At 67.9% G+C, this 21,399-nt stretch carries 21 protein-coding genes, 1 tRNA gene and 1 pseudogene; 17 read left to right on the top strand and 6 right to left on the bottom strand.

What is annotated here, in order from left to right; genetic code table 11:
• The first annotated feature begins 10 nt into the window (after positions 1-10).
• Positions 11-382 carry a hypothetical protein gene (locus J2X41_RS12165; protein ID WP_310082136.1) on the top strand — a complete coding sequence of 124 codons (372 nt, stop codon included), beginning with the start codon at positions 11-13 and terminating at the stop codon, positions 380-382.
• Between the two features lie 133 nt (positions 383-515).
• Here the strand turns inward: J2X41_RS12165 and J2X41_RS12160 are convergent, their stop codons facing one another.
• Entirely contained in the window at positions 516-1,736 is a 1,221-nt protein-coding gene (locus J2X41_RS12160) for a PQQ-dependent sugar dehydrogenase (protein ID WP_310082135.1), read from the bottom strand.
• A gap of 174 nt (positions 1,737-1,910) precedes the next feature.
• Between J2X41_RS12160 and J2X41_RS12155 the strand changes: the two genes are divergently transcribed.
• The 7 genes from J2X41_RS12155 (at position 1,911) to J2X41_RS12125 (ending at position 7,010) form a co-directional block, all read left to right on the top strand.
• Positions 1,911-2,993, top strand: coding sequence for a glycosyltransferase (locus tag J2X41_RS12155; protein WP_310082134.1), 1,083 nt, complete (start codon positions 1,911-1,913; stop codon positions 2,991-2,993).
• A 44-nt stretch (positions 2,994-3,037) separates the two neighbouring features.
• Positions 3,038-3,114: transfer RNA gene (locus tag J2X41_RS12150), tRNA-Met, on the top strand.
• Positions 3,115-3,783: 669 nt separating this feature from the next.
• Entirely contained in the window at positions 3,784-4,077 is a 294-nt protein-coding gene (locus tag J2X41_RS12145) for a hypothetical protein (RefSeq protein WP_310082133.1), read from the top strand.
• 155 nt (positions 4,078-4,232) lie between these two features.
• Positions 4,233-4,655: a YciI family protein gene (locus J2X41_RS12140; RefSeq protein ID WP_310082132.1), complete on the top strand. Its 423-nt coding sequence runs from the start codon at positions 4,233-4,235 to the stop codon at positions 4,653-4,655.
• Positions 4,652-5,917 carry an RNA polymerase sigma factor gene (locus tag J2X41_RS12135; protein WP_310082131.1) on the top strand — a complete coding sequence of 422 codons (1,266 nt, stop codon included), beginning with the start codon at positions 4,652-4,654 and terminating at the stop codon, positions 5,915-5,917. The genes J2X41_RS12140 and J2X41_RS12135 overlap by 4 nt, the downstream gene beginning before the upstream one ends.
• Positions 5,918-5,997: 80 nt before the next feature.
• Entirely contained in the window at positions 5,998-6,420 is a 423-nt protein-coding gene (locus J2X41_RS12130) for a VOC family protein (RefSeq protein ID WP_310082130.1), read from the top strand.
• A 53-nt stretch (positions 6,421-6,473) separates the two neighbouring features.
• Positions 6,474-7,010 (top strand): SRPBCC family protein, encoded by a 537-nt coding sequence (locus J2X41_RS12125; RefSeq protein WP_310082128.1) that lies wholly within the window; start codon positions 6,474-6,476, stop codon positions 7,008-7,010.
• A gap of 18 nt (positions 7,011-7,028) precedes the next feature.
• Here J2X41_RS12125 and J2X41_RS12120 read toward each other — a convergent pair whose 3' ends face one another.
• Positions 7,029-7,925 carry a PAS domain-containing protein gene (locus J2X41_RS12120; protein ID WP_310082127.1) on the bottom strand — a complete coding sequence of 299 codons (897 nt, stop codon included), beginning with the start codon at positions 7,923-7,925 and terminating at the stop codon, positions 7,029-7,031.
• Between the two features lie 268 nt (positions 7,926-8,193).
• Here J2X41_RS12120 and J2X41_RS12115 point away from each other — a divergent pair, with 268 nt between their 5' ends.
• The 3 genes from J2X41_RS12115 to J2X41_RS12105 are packed head-to-tail and all read left to right on the top strand — an operon-like array spanning position 8,194 to position 10,643.
• The gene (locus J2X41_RS12115; RefSeq protein WP_310082126.1) at positions 8,194-8,604 is read left to right on the top strand and encodes a pilus assembly protein; all 411 of its coding nucleotides are present in this window, start codon (positions 8,194-8,196) and stop codon (positions 8,602-8,604) included.
• Positions 8,605-8,640: 36 nt separating this feature from the next.
• Positions 8,641-10,308, top strand: a complete 1,668-nt coding sequence (locus J2X41_RS12110; RefSeq protein WP_310082124.1) for a pilus assembly protein TadG-related protein — start codon at positions 8,641-8,643, stop codon at positions 10,306-10,308.
• Positions 10,309-10,352: 44 nt separating this feature from the next.
• Positions 10,353-10,643: a hypothetical protein gene (locus J2X41_RS12105; protein ID WP_310082122.1), complete on the top strand. Its 291-nt coding sequence runs from the start codon at positions 10,353-10,355 to the stop codon at positions 10,641-10,643.
• Between the two features lie 3 nt (positions 10,644-10,646).
• Here the strand turns inward: J2X41_RS12105 and J2X41_RS12100 are convergent, their stop codons facing one another.
• Complete coding sequence (locus tag J2X41_RS12100; protein WP_310082120.1) at positions 10,647-11,639, bottom strand: glucokinase; 993 nt, start codon at positions 11,637-11,639, stop codon at positions 10,647-10,649.
• A 201-nt stretch (positions 11,640-11,840) separates the two neighbouring features.
• Here J2X41_RS12100 and J2X41_RS12095 point away from each other — a divergent pair, with 201 nt between their 5' ends.
• Positions 11,841-12,194, top strand: a complete 354-nt coding sequence (locus J2X41_RS12095) for a PilZ domain-containing protein (protein WP_310082117.1) — start codon at positions 11,841-11,843, stop codon at positions 12,192-12,194.
• 168 nt (positions 12,195-12,362) lie between these two features.
• A complete protein-coding gene (locus J2X41_RS12090) occupies positions 12,363-14,672 on the top strand; it encodes an alkaline phosphatase family protein (protein ID WP_310082116.1) in 2,310 nt (769 codons plus the stop codon).
• An 84-nt stretch (positions 14,673-14,756) separates the two neighbouring features.
• On the opposite strand, the gene J2X41_RS12085 is transcribed toward J2X41_RS12090, so the two are convergent.
• Positions 14,757-15,197 (bottom strand): helix-turn-helix domain-containing protein, encoded by a 441-nt coding sequence (locus tag J2X41_RS12085; protein WP_310082113.1) that lies wholly within the window; start codon positions 15,195-15,197, stop codon positions 14,757-14,759.
• A 343-nt stretch (positions 15,198-15,540) separates the two neighbouring features.
• Between J2X41_RS12085 and J2X41_RS12080 the strand changes: the two genes are divergently transcribed.
• Positions 15,541-15,873, top strand: coding sequence for an Mpo1-like protein (locus J2X41_RS12080; RefSeq protein WP_310082111.1), 333 nt, complete (start codon positions 15,541-15,543; stop codon positions 15,871-15,873).
• Between the two features lie 92 nt (positions 15,874-15,965).
• A pseudogene (locus J2X41_RS12075) lies at positions 15,966-17,930 on the top strand (methylmalonyl-CoA mutase family protein); the annotation flags it as partial.
• A 95-nt stretch (positions 17,931-18,025) separates the two neighbouring features.
• Here J2X41_RS12075 and J2X41_RS12070 read toward each other — a convergent pair.
• Positions 18,026-19,093, bottom strand: coding sequence for a type I restriction endonuclease (locus J2X41_RS12070; RefSeq protein ID WP_310082109.1), 1,068 nt, complete (start codon positions 19,091-19,093; stop codon positions 18,026-18,028).
• Positions 19,094-19,236: 143 nt separating this feature from the next.
• Here J2X41_RS12070 and J2X41_RS12065 point away from each other — a divergent pair, with 143 nt between their 5' ends.
• Both J2X41_RS12065 and J2X41_RS12060 read left to right on the top strand, forming a co-directional pair.
• Positions 19,237-19,527, top strand: coding sequence for a nucleotidyltransferase family protein (locus tag J2X41_RS12065; RefSeq protein WP_310082108.1), 291 nt, complete (start codon positions 19,237-19,239; stop codon positions 19,525-19,527).
• Positions 19,520-19,885, top strand: a complete 366-nt coding sequence (locus J2X41_RS12060; protein WP_310082106.1) for a HepT-like ribonuclease domain-containing protein — start codon at positions 19,520-19,522, stop codon at positions 19,883-19,885. Before J2X41_RS12065 ends, J2X41_RS12060 begins: the two co-directional genes overlap by 8 nt.
• A 98-nt stretch (positions 19,886-19,983) precedes the next feature.
• On the opposite strand, the gene J2X41_RS12055 is transcribed toward J2X41_RS12060, so the two are convergent.
• A complete protein-coding gene (locus J2X41_RS12055) occupies positions 19,984-21,360 on the bottom strand; it encodes an MFS transporter (RefSeq protein WP_310082104.1) in 1,377 nt (458 codons plus the stop codon).
• Positions 21,361-21,399: the final 39 nt, after the last annotated feature.

The raw sequence follows: 21,399 nt of genomic DNA, 5'->3' as shown, positions 1-21,399 counted from the left end.
GGAGGGCGCCATGCTGGACGACTTCATCGACAGACTGATTTCGCGGTTGATGGCCGGGGCGGGCCTGATCATGGCCGCGGCGATCGCCGCCGTGGCCGGGGCGATGGCGGTGTTCGCCTTCCTGGCCCAGTGGGTCGGCTCGGCCTGGGCCTACGCCATCGTCGCGGTCGTGGCCGCGGTGGTCGTGGCCGTCTGGGCCCTGCTGCAGAAGCAGCACCTGGCCCGCACCCGCCAGCCGCCGCTGGACAAGCGCGTGCTGGCCCTGATGCAGGAGCATCCCACCGCCTCGTTCATGGCCGGCATGGCCGCCGCCACCCTGCTGAAGGGCAAGCCCTCGCTGGCAGCGAGCCTGTGGGAGGCTAGGAAGGGCAAGCCGAAGTAGCGGTTTTCTACTCTTGCCCCCACCTGACCGCTTCGCGGTCTGTCCGCCCCCATAGGGGGCGGAGCCTTCGCTTTAGGCTCTTCCCCCTCTGGGGGAAGACGGCCGAAGGCCCGTAGGGGGCAAGTTCCCCGGACTATCCCTTTTTCGGCGTCAGCTTCAGCACCCGCCCGTCATCCTCGTCGGTCACCAGGTACAGCGCCCCGTCCGGGCCGACCTTCACGTCGCGGATGCGGAAGCCCAGCTCCGACAGCAGGCGCTCCTCGCCGACCACCTGGTGGTCCTTGACGGTCAGCCGCACCAGGTAGCCCTTGAGGCCGCCGACGAACAGGCTGCCCTTCCAGGCCGGGAACAGGCCGCCGTCATAGAACGCCAGGCCCGAGGGGGCGATCACCGGGTCCCAGTAGTAGATCGGCTGCTCCAGGCCCTGACGCTGGGTGATCCCCTCGCCGATCGGCTTGCCCGAATATTCCTCGCCATAGGTGATGGTCGGCCAGCCATAGTCCTTGCCGGCCTTGGGGGTGTTGATCTCGTCGCCGCCCTTGGCGCCGTGCTCGACGGTCCACAGCTCGCCGGTCCAGGGATTGATCGTCGCGCCCTGGACGTTGCGGTGGCCCTTGGACCAGATCTCCGGCTTGGCCTGCGGATTGCCGACATAGGGATTGTCGGCCGGGATCGAGCCGTCGGGCCTGATCCGGATCACCTTGCCCAGGGCCGCGTCCAGGTTCTGGGCCTGCATCCGGCCAGGAAGGATCGAGCGCTCGCCGGTGGTGACGAACAGCGCCCCGTCACGCGCGAAGGCCAGGCGGCCGCCGAAGTGCAGGGGCGAATCCATCGTCGGCATCTGCCGCCAGATCACCTGGACGTTCTCCAGCCGGGGCGCCGCGCCCAGCACCAACTTGCCGCGCGCCGCGGTGGTGCCGTTGCCGCCGTCGCGCGGCTCGGCATAGGTCCAGTAGACCAGGCCGTTCTTGGCGTAGTCGGGGTCCAGCGCCACGTCCAGCAGGCCGCCCTGACCCTCGGCGAACACCGGCGGCAGGCCGGCGACGGCGGGCGACAGCTTGCCGTCGGCCCCCAGGATCCGCAGCCGGCCGGCCCGCTCGGTGACCAGCTTGGCCCCGCCCGGCAGGAAGGCCAGGCTCCAGGGGTGGTCCAGGCCCGTGGCCAGGGTCTCGACCTGGTAGGCCACGCCCAGCTTCTCCTCCGGAGCCCGGGTCTGCAGCGGGAAGGCCGGCTTCTGGTCGGGGGCGTTGGGCGGGCCGGTCTCGACCGGCGGGTTCGGCAGGGCCTGCACGGTGTTGGCGGGACCGCACGCCGACAGGACCAGCGCGGCGAGGGCGAGAGGACGAAGACGCATGGGGGACTGTCCGATTGGGGGAGGGGGACTGGCGTCGAGGTTGTCATCGCAACGCCCCGTTGTCATCCGCCCTTCGGCCGCGCCGGATGACGGCGAAGGGCGAGCGTTGACTTGCGCAGCGCCCCAAACCAAGGTCCGCCCTCGCCAGCCCCGGCGTCTTTCGCGGAGCCCGCCTTGACCGCCATCCTGCACGCCATGTTGGGCAAGGGCCTGGGCGGCCTGGAGCAGGTGTTCCTCGACTACCAGCCGATCCTGGAAGCCTACGCCGCCACGCGGGGCGGGGCGGCCACGGGCCTGGTGCGGGCCGGCGGCCAGGTCGCGGTCCAGCAGGCCGGCCGCGTCCCGCCGCTGGCGACCATGCCGGCCTTTACCGACTGGGATCCGCTCACCCTGGGCGCCGCCCGGGCGATCGTCCGGACCACGGCGCCCGACCTGATCCTCAGCCACGGCCAGCGACCGGCCCGCCTGCTGGCCAGGGTCGCCCCGCCGGGGGCCTTGCTGGCGGTCTGCGTGCACAAGCCGGCCTTCGACGTCGAGACGACACGCACCCATTTTGGTCGCACCCACTATGTCTGCGTCGGCCAGCACCTGGCCGAACTGGCGGCGGCGCGCGGCGTCCCGGCCGAGCGGGTGCACTTCGTGCCCAACGCCGTGAAGCCGCCGACGGTTCTGGCGACGCCGTTCTCCAGGACCGGCCTTCCGCCGCGCATCGTCGCCGCCGGCCGCCTGCATCCCAAGAAGGGCTTCGACGTCCTGGTCGCCGCCCTGGCCCTGCTGCGCGACGGGTGGGAGGGTTTCGGGGGCCAGGCCTTCGATTGCGAGATCGCCGGCGAGGGCGACGAGCGCGGCCGGCTGGAAGGGCTGATCGCCCAGCACGGCCTACAGGATCGCGTGCGCCTGGCCGGCTGGCGCGACGACGTCCCGGCCTTCCTGGCGACCGGCGACGTCTTCGCCTTCCCTTCGTACCAGGAGGGCTTTCCGCTGGTGCTGCTGGAGGCCATGGCCGTCGGCCTGCCGGTGGTGTCCAGCGCAATCGCCGGGCCGGTGGAGCTGATCGCCGACGGCGTCGATGGCGCCCTGGTCCCGCCCGGCGACCCCGCCGCCCTGGCCCGGGCGCTGGCCGGCCTGGTCGCGACGCCGCAAAAGGCGGTGGCCCTGGGCGTCGCCGCCCGCGCCAAGGTGCTGGCCGAATACGGCCCCGCCAGCCTGCAGCGGCGTCTGGACGCGGTGCTCGATCGGATGCTCGGACGGGCTTGAAGCCGCCCCCGCTTTGCGCTTATAAGCCCGCCTCCGCTTCGTGCGGCTGGGTAGCTCAGATGGTTAGAGCGGTGGATTCATAACCCACAGGTCGGCGGTTCGATCCCGCCCCCAGCCACCACCTCGGTCCCCACATCGGGAACCGGCGATGTCCTTGCCTTCCATGAACTGGGTCAAGCGACCATGCAGGGGCAGGCTAGAGCGGATATCCTGGCGATGCCGATGGTTCATCTCGCCATATTCCAGCGAGCTGCGGTGACGGTGAAGGGGCTCTTCAAAGAGCGCCCACATGGCCCGGCAATATGGGGTTCCTCAAGAGCGGCTCGATCAACAACAGGGTCGATCTGATCGCCAGAAATGCGCGCCATGGGTTCATTGTCCCTTCTTACTCAACCATATAGATTGCTCACGCAAGCGGCGCCGCTGCCCGCTCTTTTCGGGATTTCAGATGAAACGCCTGAATTTAATTCTCGGCCTTGCGTTCGTCCTCCCGACTTCCGTTTTTGCGACGCCGAGTGAAAGTCTTCCGGCTAAGTCGCATGAATTGGTGACGCCAATTCGGTTTCAGTTGGAATGCGATGCAAGTTCATATGGAGAAGGTTCTTGCCCTACGCCTAGAAATAGGTGCCGCAGGACCTGCGAAGTAATTTATTATATTGATACAGATCTTTGTAACGCTAAAGAAGGCGCCGCTGTAAAGGCAGTTTGCTGGGCAAGAGCGGCGACGCACCTTGGAAATTGTTACGCTGACTGCAACCAATATCCTTACTGATTTTTCTTTGGTGTTTCGATGACAAGTAATGCCTTGCGATTTGAATTTGTCGCCGTACGCAAGGATGGCGGTGGTCGCGAAGCCATGGTCGTGAAAATCGAGGCGCCGCTTATAAACGAGCGGGGCGCTTTCGAATCTCTGGTGACGCTGGAGGGGTGCGGCGACTGGTCGATCAAGGCCTATGGCGTGCATGCCTTTCAATGTATCGAAAATGCGATTGCGGTCGCCAAGGTGGGCCTGCTCGCCCGCGAGGATACTTGGCGGTTCGAGGACGCCGATGGCAACGAAATGCCCTTTTCCTACGAAGGGTAGAGGTTCCGGACCTCACTGCCCCGTCAGGGCCGTTTGCCAAGGCCTGGCCCATGGCCCTGGCGCCAGGCTGACGCCAGGGCGCGCCGATTTTTCCCAGCCCCCTGTCGGATCCCCCCGCCCTCGATCGTCCTCCGTACGATCAAGGCGCCCATCCCATGCTCTATGCCATTCTCTGCTACAATTTCGAGGACGTGGTCGGCGCCTGGAGTCCGGCCGAGGACGCCGCGGTGATGGCCCGGCTGGGGGCGGTCGAGGCCGGCCTGGCCGCCGCCGAGCGGATGGGGGCGGCGGCTCGCCTGCTGCCGACCACAGCCGCCGTCACCCTGCGCAAGGGCCGTGAGCTGATGGTGATCGACGGTCCCTTCGCCGAGACCAAGGAGCAGCTGCTGGGCTTCTATGTCGTCGACTGCGCGGACCTGGAGGCGGCCATCGCCGTGGCCCGCGACCTGGCCGTGGCCAATCCCGACCGGGGCGCCTATGAAATCCGGCCGCTGGCCGTCTATCGTCCGGGCAGCCTGGCCGGCGCGCCGAGTCAGGTTCGCGGGCGCCAAGCCCATGTCAGGGGAGCCGGGGCATGACCATCGCCAATATCGACGCGGCCTGGATCGACGCCGCCCTGACCGCCGCGCGGCCCCAGGCCGTGGCGGCCCTGCTGCGCTATTTCCGCGACCTGGACACCGCCGAGGAGGCGTTCCAGGACGCCTGCCTGCGGGCCCTGAAGGCCTGGCCCAAGAACGGCCCGCCGCGCGACCCGACCGCCTGGCTGATCCTGGTCGGCCGCAACGCCGCCCTGGACGGGGTGCGCAAGCAGAGCAAGTCCTCGCCCCTGCCGCCGGAGGAGCTGATCTCCGACCTGGAGGACGCCGAGGCGACCCTGGTCGACCGGCTGGACGGCGAGCACTATCGCGACGACGTGCTGCGGCTGCTGTTCATCTGCTGCCATCCGGACCTGCCGGCCACCCAGCAGGTGGCCGTGGCCCTGCGCATCGTCTCAGGTCTCTCGGTGCGCCAGATCGCCCGCGCCTTCCTGGTCGGCGAGTCGGCGATGGAGCAGCGGATCACCCGCGCCAAGGCCCGGATCGGGGCGGCCGACGTGCCGTTCGGCGCGCCCGGCGTCGAGGAGCGCGCCGAGCGCCTGAACGCCGTGGCGGCCATGGTCTATCTGGTCTTCAACGAGGGCTATTCGGCCGGCGGCCAGGAACTGCTGACCCGCGGCGCTCTGTGCGACGAGGCCATTCGCCTGGCCCGCCTGCTGCTGCGCCTGTTCCCCGGCGAGCCGGAGGTCATGGGCCTAACCGCCCTGCTGTTGCTGCAGCACGCCCGCGCCCCGGCCCGGTTCGACGCCGAGGGGGCGGTGGTGCTGCTGGAAGACCAGGACCGCTCGCTCTGGAACGGCCGGATGATCGCCGAGGGCCTGGCCCTGATCGACAAGGCCGTGCGCCACCGCCGACCCGGCCCCTACCTGGTCCAGGCCGCCATCGCCGCCGAGCACGACCGCGCCGAGCGTCCCGAGGACACCAACTGGGCGCGGATCGACCTGCTGTACGGCGACCTGGAACAGCTGGCGCCGTCGCCGGTGGTCACCCTGAACCGCGCTGTGGCGGTGGCGAAGGTCGCCGGGCCCGAGGCGGCCCTGGAGATGATCGAGCCCCTGGCCCCCAAGCTGTCGGGCTATTTCCACTTCTTCGGCCTGCGCGGCGGGCTGTTGCTGCAGCTGGGGCGGCGGGACGAGGCGCGCGTCGCCTTCGACCAGGCTATCGCCCTGGCCAACACCGCCGCCGAAGCCGCCCACATCCGCCTGCACCTGGACCGGCTGATGAAGGAGAGCGTCGGCGGCTGATTTCCGCGAAAAAAGTTCGCGGCCCGTGTCGGGAAGGCGATGCGACGTTCGTCCTTTGGGCTGAAGAGGAGAGAACGACCATGACCGACGCTCAACAACAGATGCCTCCGCTGCCCGCCGTCTCTGGCGGTATCGCGCCCTACCTAGTTCCGCCCAACGCCACCCAGGCGGCGGACTTCTACCTCAAGGCGTTCGGCGCCGAGGACGTCTATCGCATCCCGCCGGACGAGCAGGGCCGGACGATGCACATCCACCTGCGGATCAACGGCAACTCGCTGATGCTGTGCGACGCCTATCCCGAGCACGGCTACGCCTACGAGAAGCCCGCCGGCTTCACCCTGCACCTGCAGGTCGACGACGTGGACAAATGGTTCGAGCGGGCCGTGGCGGCCGGCTGCGAGGTGGTGCTGCCCGTGCAGCTGATGTTCTGGGGCGACCGCTACGGCCAGGTTCGCGACCCCTACGGCTTCCTGTGGTCGATCGCCACCACGCCCAAGGCCTGAACCGGAGGACGGGCCGCTCGGCCGGCCCGTCCCTATCGAGAGAGGGGACAACCATGCTCAAGATCGTCGCCATCATCGCCGTGGTCGTCGTCGTCGCGATCGTCGCCCTGCTGGGCTACGCCGCGACCAAGCCCGACCATTTCCGCATCGCACGCTCCACCGTGATCAAGGCGCCGCCGGAGCGGATCTACGCCCTGCTCGACGACTTCCATGCCTGGGGCGCCTGGTCGCCCTACGAGAAGCTGGACCCCGCCATGACCCGTACCTATGGCGGTCCGGCCAGCGGCCTGGGGTCGACCTACGCCTGGAGCGGCGACGGCAAGGCCGGGGCCGGACGCATGGAGATCGTCGAAGCCGCCGCGCCGTCGAAGCTAGTGATCGACCTGAACTTCACCAAGCCGTTCCAGTCGCGCAGCAAGACGATCTTCACCCTGGTCCCCGAAGGCGGCGCCACCCGCGTCACCTGGGCCATGGAAGGGCCTTCGCCCTTCCTGTTCAGGGTGATGGACGTGATCTTCAACATGGACAAGACGGCCGGCAAGGACTTCGAAACCGGCCTGGCCAGCCTGAAGGCGCAGGCCGAGAAATAAGGGCTCCCTGGCGGAGGCTCAGGCCTCCGCCAGGATCAGCACCATCACCCCGTCGGCCGCGCCGTCGCGCAGGATCGGGGCCAAGGACAACTCGATCGGGCGTTCGTCGCCGGCCCGGACCAGCAGGGCCGTCTCGACCCGCGTCGGCGGGCCGCCCTGCAGGACCTTTTCCAGCGCCTGGGTCAGGGCGCGGCGGTCGGACGGTCGGACGATGTCGGTCAGCCGGCAGTCCAGCAGTTCGGCGCTGGAAAATCCCGCCAGGCGCAGGAAGTCCTCGTCCATCTCGGCCAGCACGCCGCGGACGTTCAGCCGCGCCACCGCCAGGCGGGGCAGGGCGGTGGTCGCCGTCTGCATGGCCCGCGCGTGGCGCAGGCGGCTGCGCAGGCTGTGCTCCTCGGTGCGGTTGGCGAACAGGGCCGCGACGCCACCCGGATAGGGAAAGACGCGCACCCCGTAACAGCGACCGGGCTGAACCGTGGAATCGGCCTCGAACTCGACAGCCTCGCCGGTGCGCAGCACCCGCCGCATCTGCTCGGCGATCACCGCCTGGGTGGGCAAGGGGAACAGGTCGCTCCAGGCGGCCCCGACCAGCTGGCCGGCGCTGCGGCCGGCCAGGGCCTCGAACACCGGATTGACCTTGGTGACGCGCAGCGTCGGATCCAGCGCGATGAAGCCCTCGGCCATCTGTTCGAGCAGGGCCTCGCGGCTGGTCTCGGCGACATGGCCTTCCAGGCTTCCGCCCGTCGTCGGCAGGTTGTTCCAGCTGGCGTAGCGGTCCGCCGACAGCAACACCACGCGCGGGCGGCCGTGGTGGGTGATGATGACGGGACCGGTCAGGGCGACGTCCTGCCACTGGCCGAAATTGCGGCTGACTTCGCCGGCCGTGGCGTGCGTGGCGGGAGAGTCGTTGGTCATGGCCGCCCCAGAAAATACGGAGAATCAGTCATCTCCGTCTTGCCCGTGAATCCGCTTGACCGAGATGCTCTAGTCCTTGCCAAGCTACCATCGTGGCGGTTGAGCGACAATCGATGGCGACATCCTTCAGGCGAGACAGGCTGTCGCCGTAAAATACGTATTTTACGTACTATGCGGATAAACCTGGCTGCATCCAAGCCGGGACGATCCTACTCGCGCAATCTTCGCGAGAAGGAATCGAGCGATGAGGAAGACTAGCGAAACGATCGTGAGCGTTCGGCGCCTAGGACGCGACCAGTCCGGCGCGACCGCAGTGGAGTTCGCCTTCCTGGCCCCCGTGCTGATCTTCATCCTGATGGGGATCATCAGCTATGGCGGCTATTTCTGGATATCGCACTCGGTTCAGCAACTGGCCAACGACGCCGCCCGGGCGGCGATCCCGGGAACCACGACCGTCGAACGGATCAGCCTGGCCAAGGCCGCCGTCGCCGCCAGCGCCAGCGACGCCGAACTGATCCCGGCCAAGGTGTCGACCGAGGTGATCGACAGCGGCGGCCGCTTGACCGTGGCGGTGTCCTACGACGCCGCCCAGTCCATCGCCTTCGCGGTGCGCGGGGTGACCCCCATGCCGTCGGACCAGATCCGCCGCCGCGCGTCGGTGCAGCTCGGAGGCTATTGAAGTCCGATGGGCGGGTTTCGAGCTCGACGTCCGGTCATGCGCGGGGGCGGCGGCGCCTTCGGCCGGGATCGCCGGGGCGGAGTCGCGGTGATCACCGCCATGTTCCTGCCCGTGGCGCTGGCCCTGGCCGCCCTGGCCGTCGACATGGGCTGGATCTATCTGCAGACCCGACGGTTGCAGGGCGTCGCCGACCTGGCGGCGATCTCGGCGGCCAACGACATCGCCCGCGCCCAGCTCGCCGCCAACGCGACCGTGGCGGCCAACGGCGAGGGCTGGCGCACGCCGCCCCAGGCGACCCTGACCCTGGGACGCTACACCGCCGACGCGGCGATCCCGGTAAAGCAGCGCTTCCAGCCGACCGCCCTTGATCCGGACGCCGTCCGGGTCTCGGTCGCCAGCGAAGCCGAGCTGTTCTTCGGCGCCGCGATACTGGGCCGGCCATCGGTCCCGATCCGTCGCGAGGCCACGGCCGCCCGGGCCGACCTGGCCAGTTTCTCGATCGGCTCGCGTCTGGCCAGCCTGCACGGCGGCGTGGCCAATACCCTGCTCGGCGACCTGACCGGCAGCCAGGTCAACCTGTCGGTGATGGACTACGACGCCCTGGCCGACGCCGACGTCAGCCTGTTCAGCTATCTCGACGCGGTCTCCACGCGCCTGCACCTGACCGGGCCGACCTACGACCAGGTCTTGCAGACCAAACTGACGACCGGACAGGCGCTGCAGGCCCTGGCCGACGTGCTGTCGACCAAGGGCGACACCAAGGCCGCCTCGGCGACACGGACGCTGGCCATCTCGGCCGGCGACCGGACGTCCGCCCATCTGGAGGCCGTGGCCGCGCTGGGACCGTACGGCGGTCAAGACCACGTGTCCGGCGGCTCGGCGGCCACCGTGGCGGTGAGCGCCATGGATCTGGCCCAGATGGTGCTCCAGGCCGGCCAGGGCCATCGGCAGGTCAAGCTGGACCTCGGCGCCAGCGTGCCGGGCCTGGCCGACACCGACGTCTGGCTGGCGATCGGCGAGCCGATGAACAACGCGCCCTACATGACCGTCACCCGCGATCAGACGGTGATCGTGCGCACCAGCCAGGCGCGGCTCTATGTCGACGCCAAGCTGCTCGGATCGGGCGTGCTGGGCGGCGTGGCCCAGGTGCATCTGCCGGTGCTGGTCGAGCTGGCGTCCGGCGAGGCGCGGCTCAAGGAGATCGACTGCGGGCGCAAGGCCGCCACGCTGGAGGTCAAGCCCAGCATCGGGTCGCTGAAGATCGGCGACATCGACCTGGCCGCGCTGGACGACTTCAAGCGGCCGCTGACCGTGGCCTCCTCGCAGCTGGTCAAGGCCCCCCTGTTCGGGGTGAGCGGCAAGTCCGACGTCGCGCTTGGCGGCGCGTCCTGGCAGGCGGTGTCGTTCACCGACGCGGAGATCAAGGCCGGCGCGGTCAAGACCGTGAAGACCAACGACACCCTGGCCGCGGCGACCGCTTCGCTGCTGGCCAATCTCGCCCTGGACGTCAACTTCGTCGGCCTGATCCATATCGGACTGAGCGACGTGGTGATCCTGGCCGCCCTGAAGCCGCTGCTGGCGGCGGCGGCCGCTCCGCTGGACGGGGTGATCACCTCCGTTACCGATGTCCTGGGGATCGGCCTCGGCGAGGCCGACGTCCGGGTCAACGGCCTGAGATGCGGCGTCGCCGCCCTGGTCGCCTGATGGCTCCTCCCAACGGATTCAACGCACATGTCTGGAGTGAAAAGATGAGCGCCCTCGACTGGCCCGGCCTGGAATCGCTGGAGTTCGACGCCCCCCAGCGCGCGTTCGGCCGCAAGGGCGAGGCGCCGGCCCAGCTGCCGGAGAACCCGTTGCTGCACGCCCCGGCGCCGCCGCTGGACATCCGCGCGCGGCTGCACGCGATCTGCGCCCTCTACGCCCACACCCGCACCCAGGCCCAGCGCCTGGCCCTGCTGGAGCAGCTGGAGGACATGGCCCTGGAGGCCGCCCACCTGCTGGCCGTGGACCTGCTGCGCAACGGCTGGCGGCCGGATTGAGGCTCAGCAGTCGAGGAACTTCACGTCCGAGGCGGCGTAGCGCATGTCGCTAGGGGTGAAGAGGCTGGACAGGCCCAGCAGGGCGGGCCGGCCAGGCATGCTGAACACCGGCAGGTTGGCCAGATAATAGCTCATCCGTCCCTTGGCCCGGTAGCGGCGCACGAAGGCCTCGCGGTCCAGCAGGTCGCCGATGGTCTCGAGCAGGGGGCTGTTGAGGAACACCCCGCCGCGCGCCGCGAACAGCAGGGCCATGTCGCCGGCGAAGCCGCCCAGCAGGCCGCTGAAGATCGAGATCGCCTCGCGCGCCTTGGCCTCGCCAGCCCGCGCCAGGTCTATGATAACGTTGTCATTTTCCGGCACGACAAGAGGGTCCCCGTCGCCGACCAGGGCGCAGTGGATGTCGCTGAGGCCTTCCTTGGACAGCAGACGCTCGGCCGAGACCTCGCCGTGGCGAGCGCGAACGGCCGAGAAGATCGGGGCCTCGCGGGCCTCCACGGGGCAGAAATCCATGTGGCCGCCTTCGCTGGGCACGGCCAGCCAGCCTTCGCCGCGCAGCGGGGCCAGGCCGGCCACGCCCAGGCCGATGTCGGGACCGAGCACGGCGATGGCTCCGGTGCGGGCGGCCTTGCCGGGGTGGATCACCCCCAGTTGCGCCTCCGGGACCTTGGGCGCGCCCATGGCGCAGGCGGTGAAGTCGTTGACCAGATAGACCCGGGGCGTGCGCAGCACGTGTCGCAACCAGGTCAGCGACAGGGTCATGCCGGTGCTGGTCAGGGTGACGGCGCCGTCGATCTCCGGGCCGGCGGCGCTGACCGCCGCGCCCACCAGCTCGTCCGCGCCCAGCTCGGCCAGCACGGACTTGAGGCCGGCCTCCAGTTCCAGCGGGGTGGAGCTGGGCAGGACGCGGTGCTCGCCGGGCGCATCGCCAGGGCGGGCCAGGGCGATGATCAGGTCGCGTCCCGTCACGTCGGCCAACAGCGCCACGCCATGGGTCATCGGGCAGTCCTTTTCGTTTCCTCGGTCGGCCGGTCTTCGCCAGCCGCGCGGATCGTAAGATCAAGCGGTTACCGGCTAAATAACCGTGTCCGCCCAAGGTTCCCCGCGAGGCGGGGGATAAGTCGGGCCCGGGACGTGGTCAGCGGCAAATAAACCTTTCCATTGCACCGCCGATTAACGTCGCCGCGCGTTGTTACGGTCATGTCCAAGTTTGGTTCGGGCGGACCTTTGGACCGGCGCGCCGGTCCCCGTGTCGCGATGCAAAATCCCGGGAAGGTGCTCTGCGGCGCCTTCGCGTGGGACTGCATCGTGCGCGACCAGTCCGATGCGGGTCTGCGCATCCAGATGCTGTCCAGCGCCACGCCGCCAAGCAGCGTCCAACTGGTCGATCTGGCCAGCGGCTACGCCCATGACGCGCGGGTGGTCTGGCAGAAGGACCGCGAGTTCGGCCTGAAGATCATCCGGAGCCACGACCTGCGCGGCCTGGCCCCGGCCGCCCTCCAGACGGCCAAGCGCATCTGGCAGGCCGGCCAGGGTCGGGTGTCGGCCGGCTAGGCGCGGCTCGCGAAGGCGAGATGCACCTATAGGTGTGTTATCAAATATTCTTCCGTTAGTTGACTCGCGCCATTGGGCTGAGCAACCTTCGAGACGACCATTTCTGGTCGCGCCGATGTCGCGCGTGGGTCGCGGTCGGTTTGGAAGTGCGCGCCGGGAGGACAAGCCATGTCTACGCCGCAGACCACCCAGATCTACGTCACCAACACCACCGACGGGACCGCGTCGATCTCCCTGTGGCACGAGAACTCCGACTATGGGACCGAGACCGCGTCGTGGACCGCCGCGCCGGGCCAGACCGTCGGGCCGCTGACCGCGCACTTCAACACCGGCTTCGAATCGTGGACCGTCCTCGATTACTGGGCCTGCGAGATCAATGTGACCAGCGGCTCGACGCCGGGCCTCTACGAGAGCAGCGGCGTGCTGGAATACAGCGACTGGAAGGAATGCCAGCTGCAGGGCGCCGACGCCGGCCAGGACCTGACCTTCACGGTCAACACCCAGACCTTCGTCATCAACCTGGATTCCGGCGGGACTTCCACGCCGATGAACCCGGTCGATCGGGTGAGCGCCCAGGCCTATGTGACCAACAACACCGACGGCAATGCGATCATCACCCTGTGGCACGAGAACAGCACCGACGGGACCCAGTGCAGTCAGCCCCTGGCCGCCGCGCCAGGCCAGACCGTCGGGCCGCTGACCGTCTATTTCCGCCTGGGCCTCGACGTGGCGATGGTGCTCGACTACTGGGCCGTGAAACTGGTCGTGCAGGACGGCTCCAACCCCGGCGTCTACCAGAACCAGGGCTCGACGCTGTATCCCCTGTGGAAAGAGTGCCAGCTGCAGTCGGCGGACGCGGCCCAGACCCTGACCTTCGCGGTCGACACCAACATGTTCAGGATCAATCTGCCGTCGGGCGGAACCACCGCCGGCATGACCCGGACGGGCCCCTATGCGGCGGTCGACAACGTCTTCGTGCTGATGCTGGAGAACCACTCGTTCGACAACATGTTCGCGCTGTCGGGCATTCCCGGCATCACGGCGGCCACCACCGCCGACACCAACAGCTATGGCGGCACGCCCCACGCCGTCGGCTCGCCGGCTCCGGCGGCCATGCCGACCGATCCCGGTCACGAGTTCGCCGACGTGGTCGAGCAGCTGTGCGGCCAAGGCGCGACCCACACGCCCTGGCAGCCCTACAACACGCCGATCACCAACAGCGGCTTCGTCGCCAACTACGCCACGACGACGACCGAGATCACCTCCGGCAACCCCAGCCTGCCGACGGCGCCGGAGTATGGCGACGTCATGCTGTGCTTCGACACGCCGATCCAGCTGCCGGTGATCTACCAGCTGGCCACCACCTTCGCCCTCTGCGACCACTGGCACGCCTCGATCCCCGGCCCGACCTGGCCCAACCGGTTCTTCGTCCACGGGGCCTCGTCGGCGGGCTGGGCGGACTCGCCCGGCGGCGGCCAGATCGGCAAGTGGATCGCGCCGTTGGGCGGCGGCTTCGCCTATCCCAGCGGCTACTCGCTCTTCGACAAGGTCGCGGCCAACGGCCAGCAGTGGCGCATCTATGTCGACTCGAACGGCCCGGTGGCCGGCGGCGTGCCCCAGGTCGGAGCGCTGAAAGGCATCGTCTGGAAGGTCGACACCCACGGGTTCGGATCCCTCGCCGCCGACGTCCAGGGGCCCTATCCCTACGCCTACACCTTCATCGAGCCCAACTACGGCGACGTGCTGAGCGGCAATTACGAGGGCGGGTCCTCGCAGCACCCGATGGACTCGATGGCCGGCGGCGAGGCCCTGATCAAGGCCACGTACGAGGCGATCCGCAATTCGCCGCTCTGGGACCGCAGCCTGCTGATCGTCACCTATGACGAGCACGGCGGCTTCTACGACTCCGTCGCGCCCACGGCCGCCCCGCCACCGGACGACGGCAGCCCCCAGGACCTGTCGATCAACGCCGGCGGCTTCCTGTTCGACATCTACGGCGCTCGGGTGCCGGCGGTGATCGTCTCGCCGCTGATCCCGCAGGGCGTGGTCGACAGCACGACCTACGACCACGCCTCGGTCTCGGCCACCCTGCAGGCGCTGTTCGGCACCTCGTGGATGACCCAGCGCGACAGGACCGCCGCCAACGTCCTGCCGCTGCTGTCGCTGGCCAGCCCACGCACGGACTGTCCGACGGTGCTGAACAATCCCGCCAGCCTGGCCGCGTCCGCCGCTGTCGCCGCGGTGTCGCCGGACACGCCCCTGCCGCGGACCGGCAACGCCCAGGGCGCCTTGCAGATCCTGGCCAAGACCGACATGCAGTTGACGCGCGGCGATCCGGCCGAGACCGCGGCGATCCAGGCCCGGGTCGCGGCGATCACCACCGTGGGCCAGGCCCAGGCCTATGCGAACGAGGTGACGGCCAGGGCCAAGGTGGCTGGGGCCAGCCGCAACGCGCCGCCGCCGCGTCCGTCGACCTGAGAAGGCGGCGCTTCAAAAACGTTCGGGCCCCGGCGAAGGATCACCGGGGCCCGAGCGGACACGTTACTAGGGCTCGTCGCCGGATCAGGCGGCGGCGCTCTCCGCGCGAGAGGCTTCTTCAGCCATGGCGCGGACCAGGTCGAGAACCTGGCGGCGGACACGGCCGCGACCGATCTTGGGGAACACCTCGGCCAGTTCCAGGCCCTCGGGCGTGGTCAGGAACTCCTGCACGATGCGCTCGGCCTGCAGGCCGACCTCGTCGCCGTCCGAACCGTCCATCGGGTCGGCCAGGCCGTCGAAGAAGAACGATACCGGGACTTGCAGGGTCTTGGCGATCTCGTAGAGCTTGGACGCGCTGACGCGATTGGCGCCACGCTCGTACTTCTGCACCTGCTGGAACGTCAGGCCCAGGGAGTCGGCCAGTTGTTCCTGGCTGACACCCAGCAGCTTGCGACGCATCCGGACACGGCCACCGACGTGGAGATCGACGGGGTTAGGGCGTCGGCCCTCGGTTTCTTCGCTCAAGTTTCGCCTCCAAAGGTTGTCCAGTCACTATGCCACGTCCGAGGCGTTCGTGGAACGCTGCGGCGGCGAAGCGCGGCGTTAGGTCGCTGAGGTTTAGCTTGTTAACCTCAGCTGGCGCTAACGCAGGGACGTACACGCCTAGATCACGGCGATTTCCAGGCGAAAATATTTCGGCAACGCTTCATTTTTCGGACGCGAATCGTTCCGGAGACGGAATGGAATCGGCGCCGGCCTGGATCCGGCGGACCCCGCGGGCGGCGTTCTACCTTAACCAAGGCGCGATCGATCGCGTCCGACGGCCCATCGCCTTGCCACCGGGCCCCGTTGGGCGGAACATCGCCCCATGACAGCGCATGATCGGACCGCCAAGGACCCGGACGGACGCTACCGCAGCTTTGCGGCGTTCTACCCGTTCTACCTGACCGAGCACGTCAACCGCACCAGCCGGCGGCTGCACGTGATCGGCACGACCCTGGTCATCGCGGCCGTGGCCTGTGGCTTCCTGGTCGACTGGCGGTTCCTCGTCGCCGCGCCGCTGGTCGGCTACGGCTTCGCCTGGGTGGGGCATTTCGTGTTCGAGAAGAACCGGCCGGCCACGTTCAAGTACCCGCTCTACAGCCTGGCGGGCGATTTTCGGCTGTGGTTCGAGGTAGTGACGGGCAAGCGGCCGTTCTGAGGTTCGGCGGCTTCGCTTTTGCGATGTTGCGCCGCAGCAAAGCCCGGTTCATGATCGTTGGTAATTAAGAACGACAGGACGGGAAGCGCAGGATGACCTCCAAGCCGTTCCAGCACGCGCCCGACGCGCCCTGGATCTTCCGCACCTATGCGGGTCATTCCACGGCGCAGAAGTCCAACGCGCTCTACCGGGCCAACCTGGCCAAGGGCCAGACCGGCCTATCCGTCGCCTTCGACCTGCCCACCCAGACCGGCTACGACGCCGACCACATCCTGGCGCGCGGCGAGGTCGGCAAGGTCGGCGTGCCGATCGCCCACCTGGGCGACATGCGTCAGCTGTTCGACCATATCTCGCTGGAGCAGTCCAACACCTCGATGACCATCAACGCCCCGGCCGCCTGGCTGCTGGCGCTGTACGTGGCCCTGGCCGACGAGCAGGGGGCCGACCGCAAGCTCTTGCAAGGCACCACCCAGAACGATCTGATCAAGGAGTATCTGAGCCGCGGCACCTACATCTTCCCGCCCGGCCCCAGCCTGCGGCTGATCGGCGACATGATCGCCTGGTGCTACATCGAGGTTCCTAAATGGAACCCGATGAACGTCTGCAGCTACCACCTGCAGGAGGCCGGGGCGACGCCCGAGCAGGAGCTGGCCTTCGCCCTGGCCACGGCGATCAGCGTGCTCGACACCGTCAAGGCTGGCGGCCAGGTTCCCGACCAGGACTTCGAGATCGTCGCCTCGCGGATCAGCTTCTTCGTCAACGCCGGCGTGCGGTTCGTCACCGAGCTGTGCAAGATGCGCAGCTTTACGCGCCTGTGGGACCAGATCCTGCTGGAGCGCTACGGCGTCCAGGACGCGAAGGCCCGCCGCTTCCGCTACGGCGTGCAGGTCAACAGCCTGGGCCTGACCGAGCAGCAGCCCGAGAACAACGTCTACCGCATCCTGATCGAGGCCCTGGCGGTCACCCTCAGCAAGGACGCCCGCTGCCGGGCCCTGCAGCTGCCAGCCTGGAACGAGGCCCTGGGCCTGCCCCGCCCGTTCGACCAGCAGTGGTCGCTGCGGCTGCAGCAGGTGCTGGCCTACGAGACCGACCTGCTGGAATACGAAGACCTGTTCGACGGCTCGCACGTGGTCGAGGCCAAGGTCGCCGAGCTGTCGAAGGGGGCGCTGGAGCAACTGGCCCTGATCGACGCGATGGGCGGGGCTCCGAACGCCATCGACTACATGAAGGGCGAACTGGTCGGCTCCAACGCCCGGCGAGTGCGCTCGGTCGAGACCGGCGACCTGACCGTGGTCGGGGTCAACCGCTGGACCGACAGCGAGGATTCGCCGCTGGCGGCCGGCGGCAAGGCGATCGAGACGGTCGACCCGCTGCTGGAGGCCGGCGTCGTCGAGCGGCTGAAGGCCTGGCGCGCGGCCCGCGACCCCGCCGCCGCCGAGGCCGCCCTGGCGGATCTGAAGGCGGCCGCCGCCGATGGCCGAAATATTATGGAACCCTCGATTACAGCCGCCAAGGCGGGCGTCACCACCGGCGAGTGGGCCGGCGCCCTACGCGCGGTGTTCGGCGAATATCGCGGCCCGACCGGCGTGGCTGTCGTGGTCTCGACCGGCGAGGCCGAGGATGTCGAGGCGGTGAAGAAGGAGGTCGAGCGGGTCTCGGAAATGCTGGGCCGCACCCTGACCTACCTCGTCGGCAAGCCGGGCCTGGACGGCCACTCCAACGGCGCCGAGCAGATCGCCACCCGGGCCCGGGCCTGCGGCATGGACGTGATCTACGACGGCATCCGCTCGACCCCCGAGGAGATCGTCCGCCGCGCCAAGGAGGGCCGGGCTCACGTCGTGGGCCTGTCGATCCTGTCGGGCTCGCACCTGGACCTGGTGCAGGACGTCATCCGCGTGATGCGCGCCGAAGGCCTGGGCCACATCCCGGTCGTGGCCGGCGGCATCATCCCCGACGGCGACGCCTTGATCCTCAAGCAGATGGGCGTGGCGCGGATCTATACGCCCAAGGATTTCAGGATCACCGAGATCATGGGGGATGTGGTGAGGTTAGTGGAGCAGGCGGTGGTGGCGGGCCGCGAACAGGACGTTCGCGGACTTCGCGACCAGTTGGAATGGGAGGGCGACCTCGACAGATGAGTGGCTGGCGCTGACTATGCGCCAGCGCCGTTAAGCTCTTTGAGGCGAGACTCGATGTGTTCGCTTAACTGATAAATATGCGTCAGTTCTGGTAGCAGATGGCGTTGCTCATCTTTACCAACGAAGGTGCCCAAATATTTCGTGGTGATGCCGTTAAAATGCATGCGGGCAATGGTCTTACGGTTGTTGTCGTCGAGCAATATCGCGCAATAGGATTTCGCATCGCGAATGATCACCCGTTTTGGATCAACGAATTTTGACGCTATCGCCTGAATGATGTGGAAACCGGAGATCTCTTCAGGCGTGGTGATTACACCATCTTCATTCGGTTCCTCCTCCGAGCCATCAGGCTCGAGAGTTGACGGGTTTGACGCATTCAGCGCGGATGAGAGGCGATCGTTGACGAGCTCGCGAATAATCGTCGAGATCGACGACGCGATCATCTTGGTAAAGCTATCTTTGATCGCTGGCGTGAGTCGGCCTTCGTGAACGCGACTGGCAAGCATTCTTACGAAGTCCTCCGAAGGCTCGGCGAACTCCTTTTCGATTTCCTTGCGAAGTAGGGACTGGAGCTTGAGGTTACCTGCTTCCTGAACAATTTTGTCGATATCGAATGTGGCCTTCGCAAATTTCTCCAGCGTCTTGACGTCTGTTCCTTTCACACCATCGAGGCTGAAAGTGAAGAACGGCTTGTCGTCCATCTTGTTGGGGCGCTCGACGTCGGAATAGAACTGATAGACGACGCCATTCGTCAGGACAGCCAGTCGAGCGTCGGTGACGCTGAAATAGCGAAACAACTGGCCGGCGTGGTTGATATTGAGCTCGACCGTTGACGGCTTGCATTCAATCAGGATCGACACCTTGCCTTCGCTGCAGATGGCGTAATCGACCTTTTCGCCCTTCTTGGTCCCAACGTCGGCGGTGAATTCGGGAACGACTTCGCTCGGATTGAAAACGTCATAGCCGAGCGATTGGAGGAACGGCATCACGAGGGCGGTCTTTGCCGCCTCTTCCGTCAAAAGCACTTCGCGATGTTCCAGCGCGCGCTTCTGTAGCTCCAAGATGCGGGTCGCAAGATCCATGGAACGGTCCCCCTTGTTTTATGGCCAAGCTATCTAAACCCGAGGGTCGTCACGGATGCAACCTTCCGCGCGAGTGATTGTCCGCAAAACAATTATAAGGGGCGGTGCTCCGCCTGCGCGGCCTTCGTGCTATAGTCTATCTCATGACCCTCGACGAAGCCCTCGCCAAGCTGCGCGCGGCCAAGCCGCTGTTGGACCGCTACGGCGTCCGGCGGGTCGGCGTGTTCGGCTCGACGGCGCGGGGCGAGGCGGGGCCCGATAGCGACGTGGACGTGCTGGTGGAGTTTGACCCGGCGCGCGTTCCCGGTTGGGAATATTTTGCGCTGGGCGATGAACTGGCCCTGGTTATGCAGCGGGCGGTCGATGTCGTGACGCCCAAATCGCTGCCGCGTCTGATGCGCGAGACGGTCCTTCGGGAAGTCGTCTATGCCTAAGGCTCAGCGCGAGGCCGCGCTGCTGCTGGCGGATATCGACAAGGCTATTGGCCGCATTCGGCTTTACATCGCGGGAATGGACGCCCGGGCGTTCGAAGCCTCGTTCATCACGTTCGATGCGACCGTGATGAACCTACAGGTCATCGGCGAATCGGTCGCTAAGTTGCCTGAGACGTTGAAGACGGCCGTGGCCGAACCGCCGCCCTGGGGCCAGATTGTGGCCGTGCGAAATCTCGTTTCGCACGGCTATCCCGACATTGATCCAGACGTGATCTGGACGATCGTCACGACCCGGCTGGAAGAATTGGAACTCGCCATTGGCAAGATGACGGCTGCTCTGGAAGCGGGAAGCGTTTAAAGTATCGCCCGGAAAAGTGGACGCCGGTTTTCCGCAAAAGGGATGCGAAAACAAAAGTCTATAGCAAGGGCGCCATTCCTATATCGCGCGGCTTGCCCTCAGCCCCGCCCCAGCCGCCACGCCGCCACCAGGCCCGCCAGCGCCAGCGGGATGAACGCTGCGAACAGCCACAGGCCGTGCGCCAGGCCGCCGGCCGGTGTGACGCCGTGCGCGAAGCCCAGGGCGTTGGCCAGGGCGCCGGCCGCCGCCGCGCCGGTGGCGCCGCCGATCAACTGGGTGGTGGGCACGGCGGCCGAGGCCAGGGGCTGCTCCTCAAGCGGCGCGCCGCCGATCACCCGCTTGGCCAGGAACGCCCAACAGATCCCAAAGCCGCCGCCCAGCAGCACCATCGACAGGGTGATCCCGACCAGGCCGCCGCGCACCATCTCATAGGCCCCCCACGTCACGCCGGCCGCGATGACCAGGGCGCCGACGCGGATCGCCAAGCCCTCATGCCGGGGCTTCAGCCCCGCGACCACGAACGATAAGGCGGTCCAGCCGGCCGCGATGCCGCCGATCACATAGCCGCTGAGCAGGGGGTCAGCGCCGTGCAGCACCTGGATGAAGGTCGGGCCGTAGACCGAGAAGCCGACCGTGGCGGCCTCGCAGAAGAAGATCACCATCAGGCCAAGGCCGGTGGCGGTGGCCAGGTCGCCGGCGGCGCGCGGCAGCAGGCGGTCGCCGGTGCGGGCGTTGACCGCCAGCATGGCGGCCATGGCCAAGGTCCCGAACGCCGCGCACAGGGCCGCCGCCAGTCCGCCCGGCACGACGCCGGCGGCGGCGATCAGGGTCACGCCCACGGTCAGCAGGGCCAGCTGCCGTCCGGGGATGCGCCCGCCCTCGGGCGCCTTCGGCGCGGCCGGCACCATGACCAGCACCGCGCCGACGAAGATCACGGCCTGAACCACGAAGAACCAGAACGCCCCGCGCCAGAAGCCCGCTTCGGCGAACAGCCCGCCGCACAGCGGGCCCAGCAAGGTGGCCGCGCCCCAGACCCCGGCGATCGCGCCATAGACCCGCGGCCACAGGCTTTCCGGGAACATGGCGCTGATCGCCACGTAGCACAGCGAGACGATCGCCCCCGCGCCCAGGCCCTGGACCAGCCGTCCGGCCACGAAGACCAGGAAGTCCGGCGCCGCCGCGCCCATGGCGCAGCCAATGGCGTAGACCACGCCGGCCAAGGCGGTGGCGCGTCGCAGGCCGAAGCGGATCGACAGCTTGCCCGCGCAGGCCCCCGCCAGGATCGAGCCCAGCAGGAAGGCGGCGATCGACCAGCCGAAATACTGCCAGCCGCCGATCTCGCGCGCCACGCTGGGCATGATCGTCACGGTCACCAGGGTGTCGGCGGCGTTCAGCCAGATGCCCAGGCACAGCAGGGCGAAGCGCGGGGCCAGTTCGGCGTTCAGCAGGCCGCGCCAGCTGTTCGAGGGGGTCATGGGCGTCTCCAGCGACGCGCTAGATGCCCGCTCGCGCCG

It is taken from the genome of Caulobacter sp. BE254, from assembly GCF_031457295.1.
In the GTDB taxonomy this organism is placed as follows: Bacteria; Pseudomonadota; Alphaproteobacteria; order Caulobacterales; family Caulobacteraceae; genus Caulobacter.
This window is presented reverse-complemented; position numbering and strand designations above follow the sequence as displayed.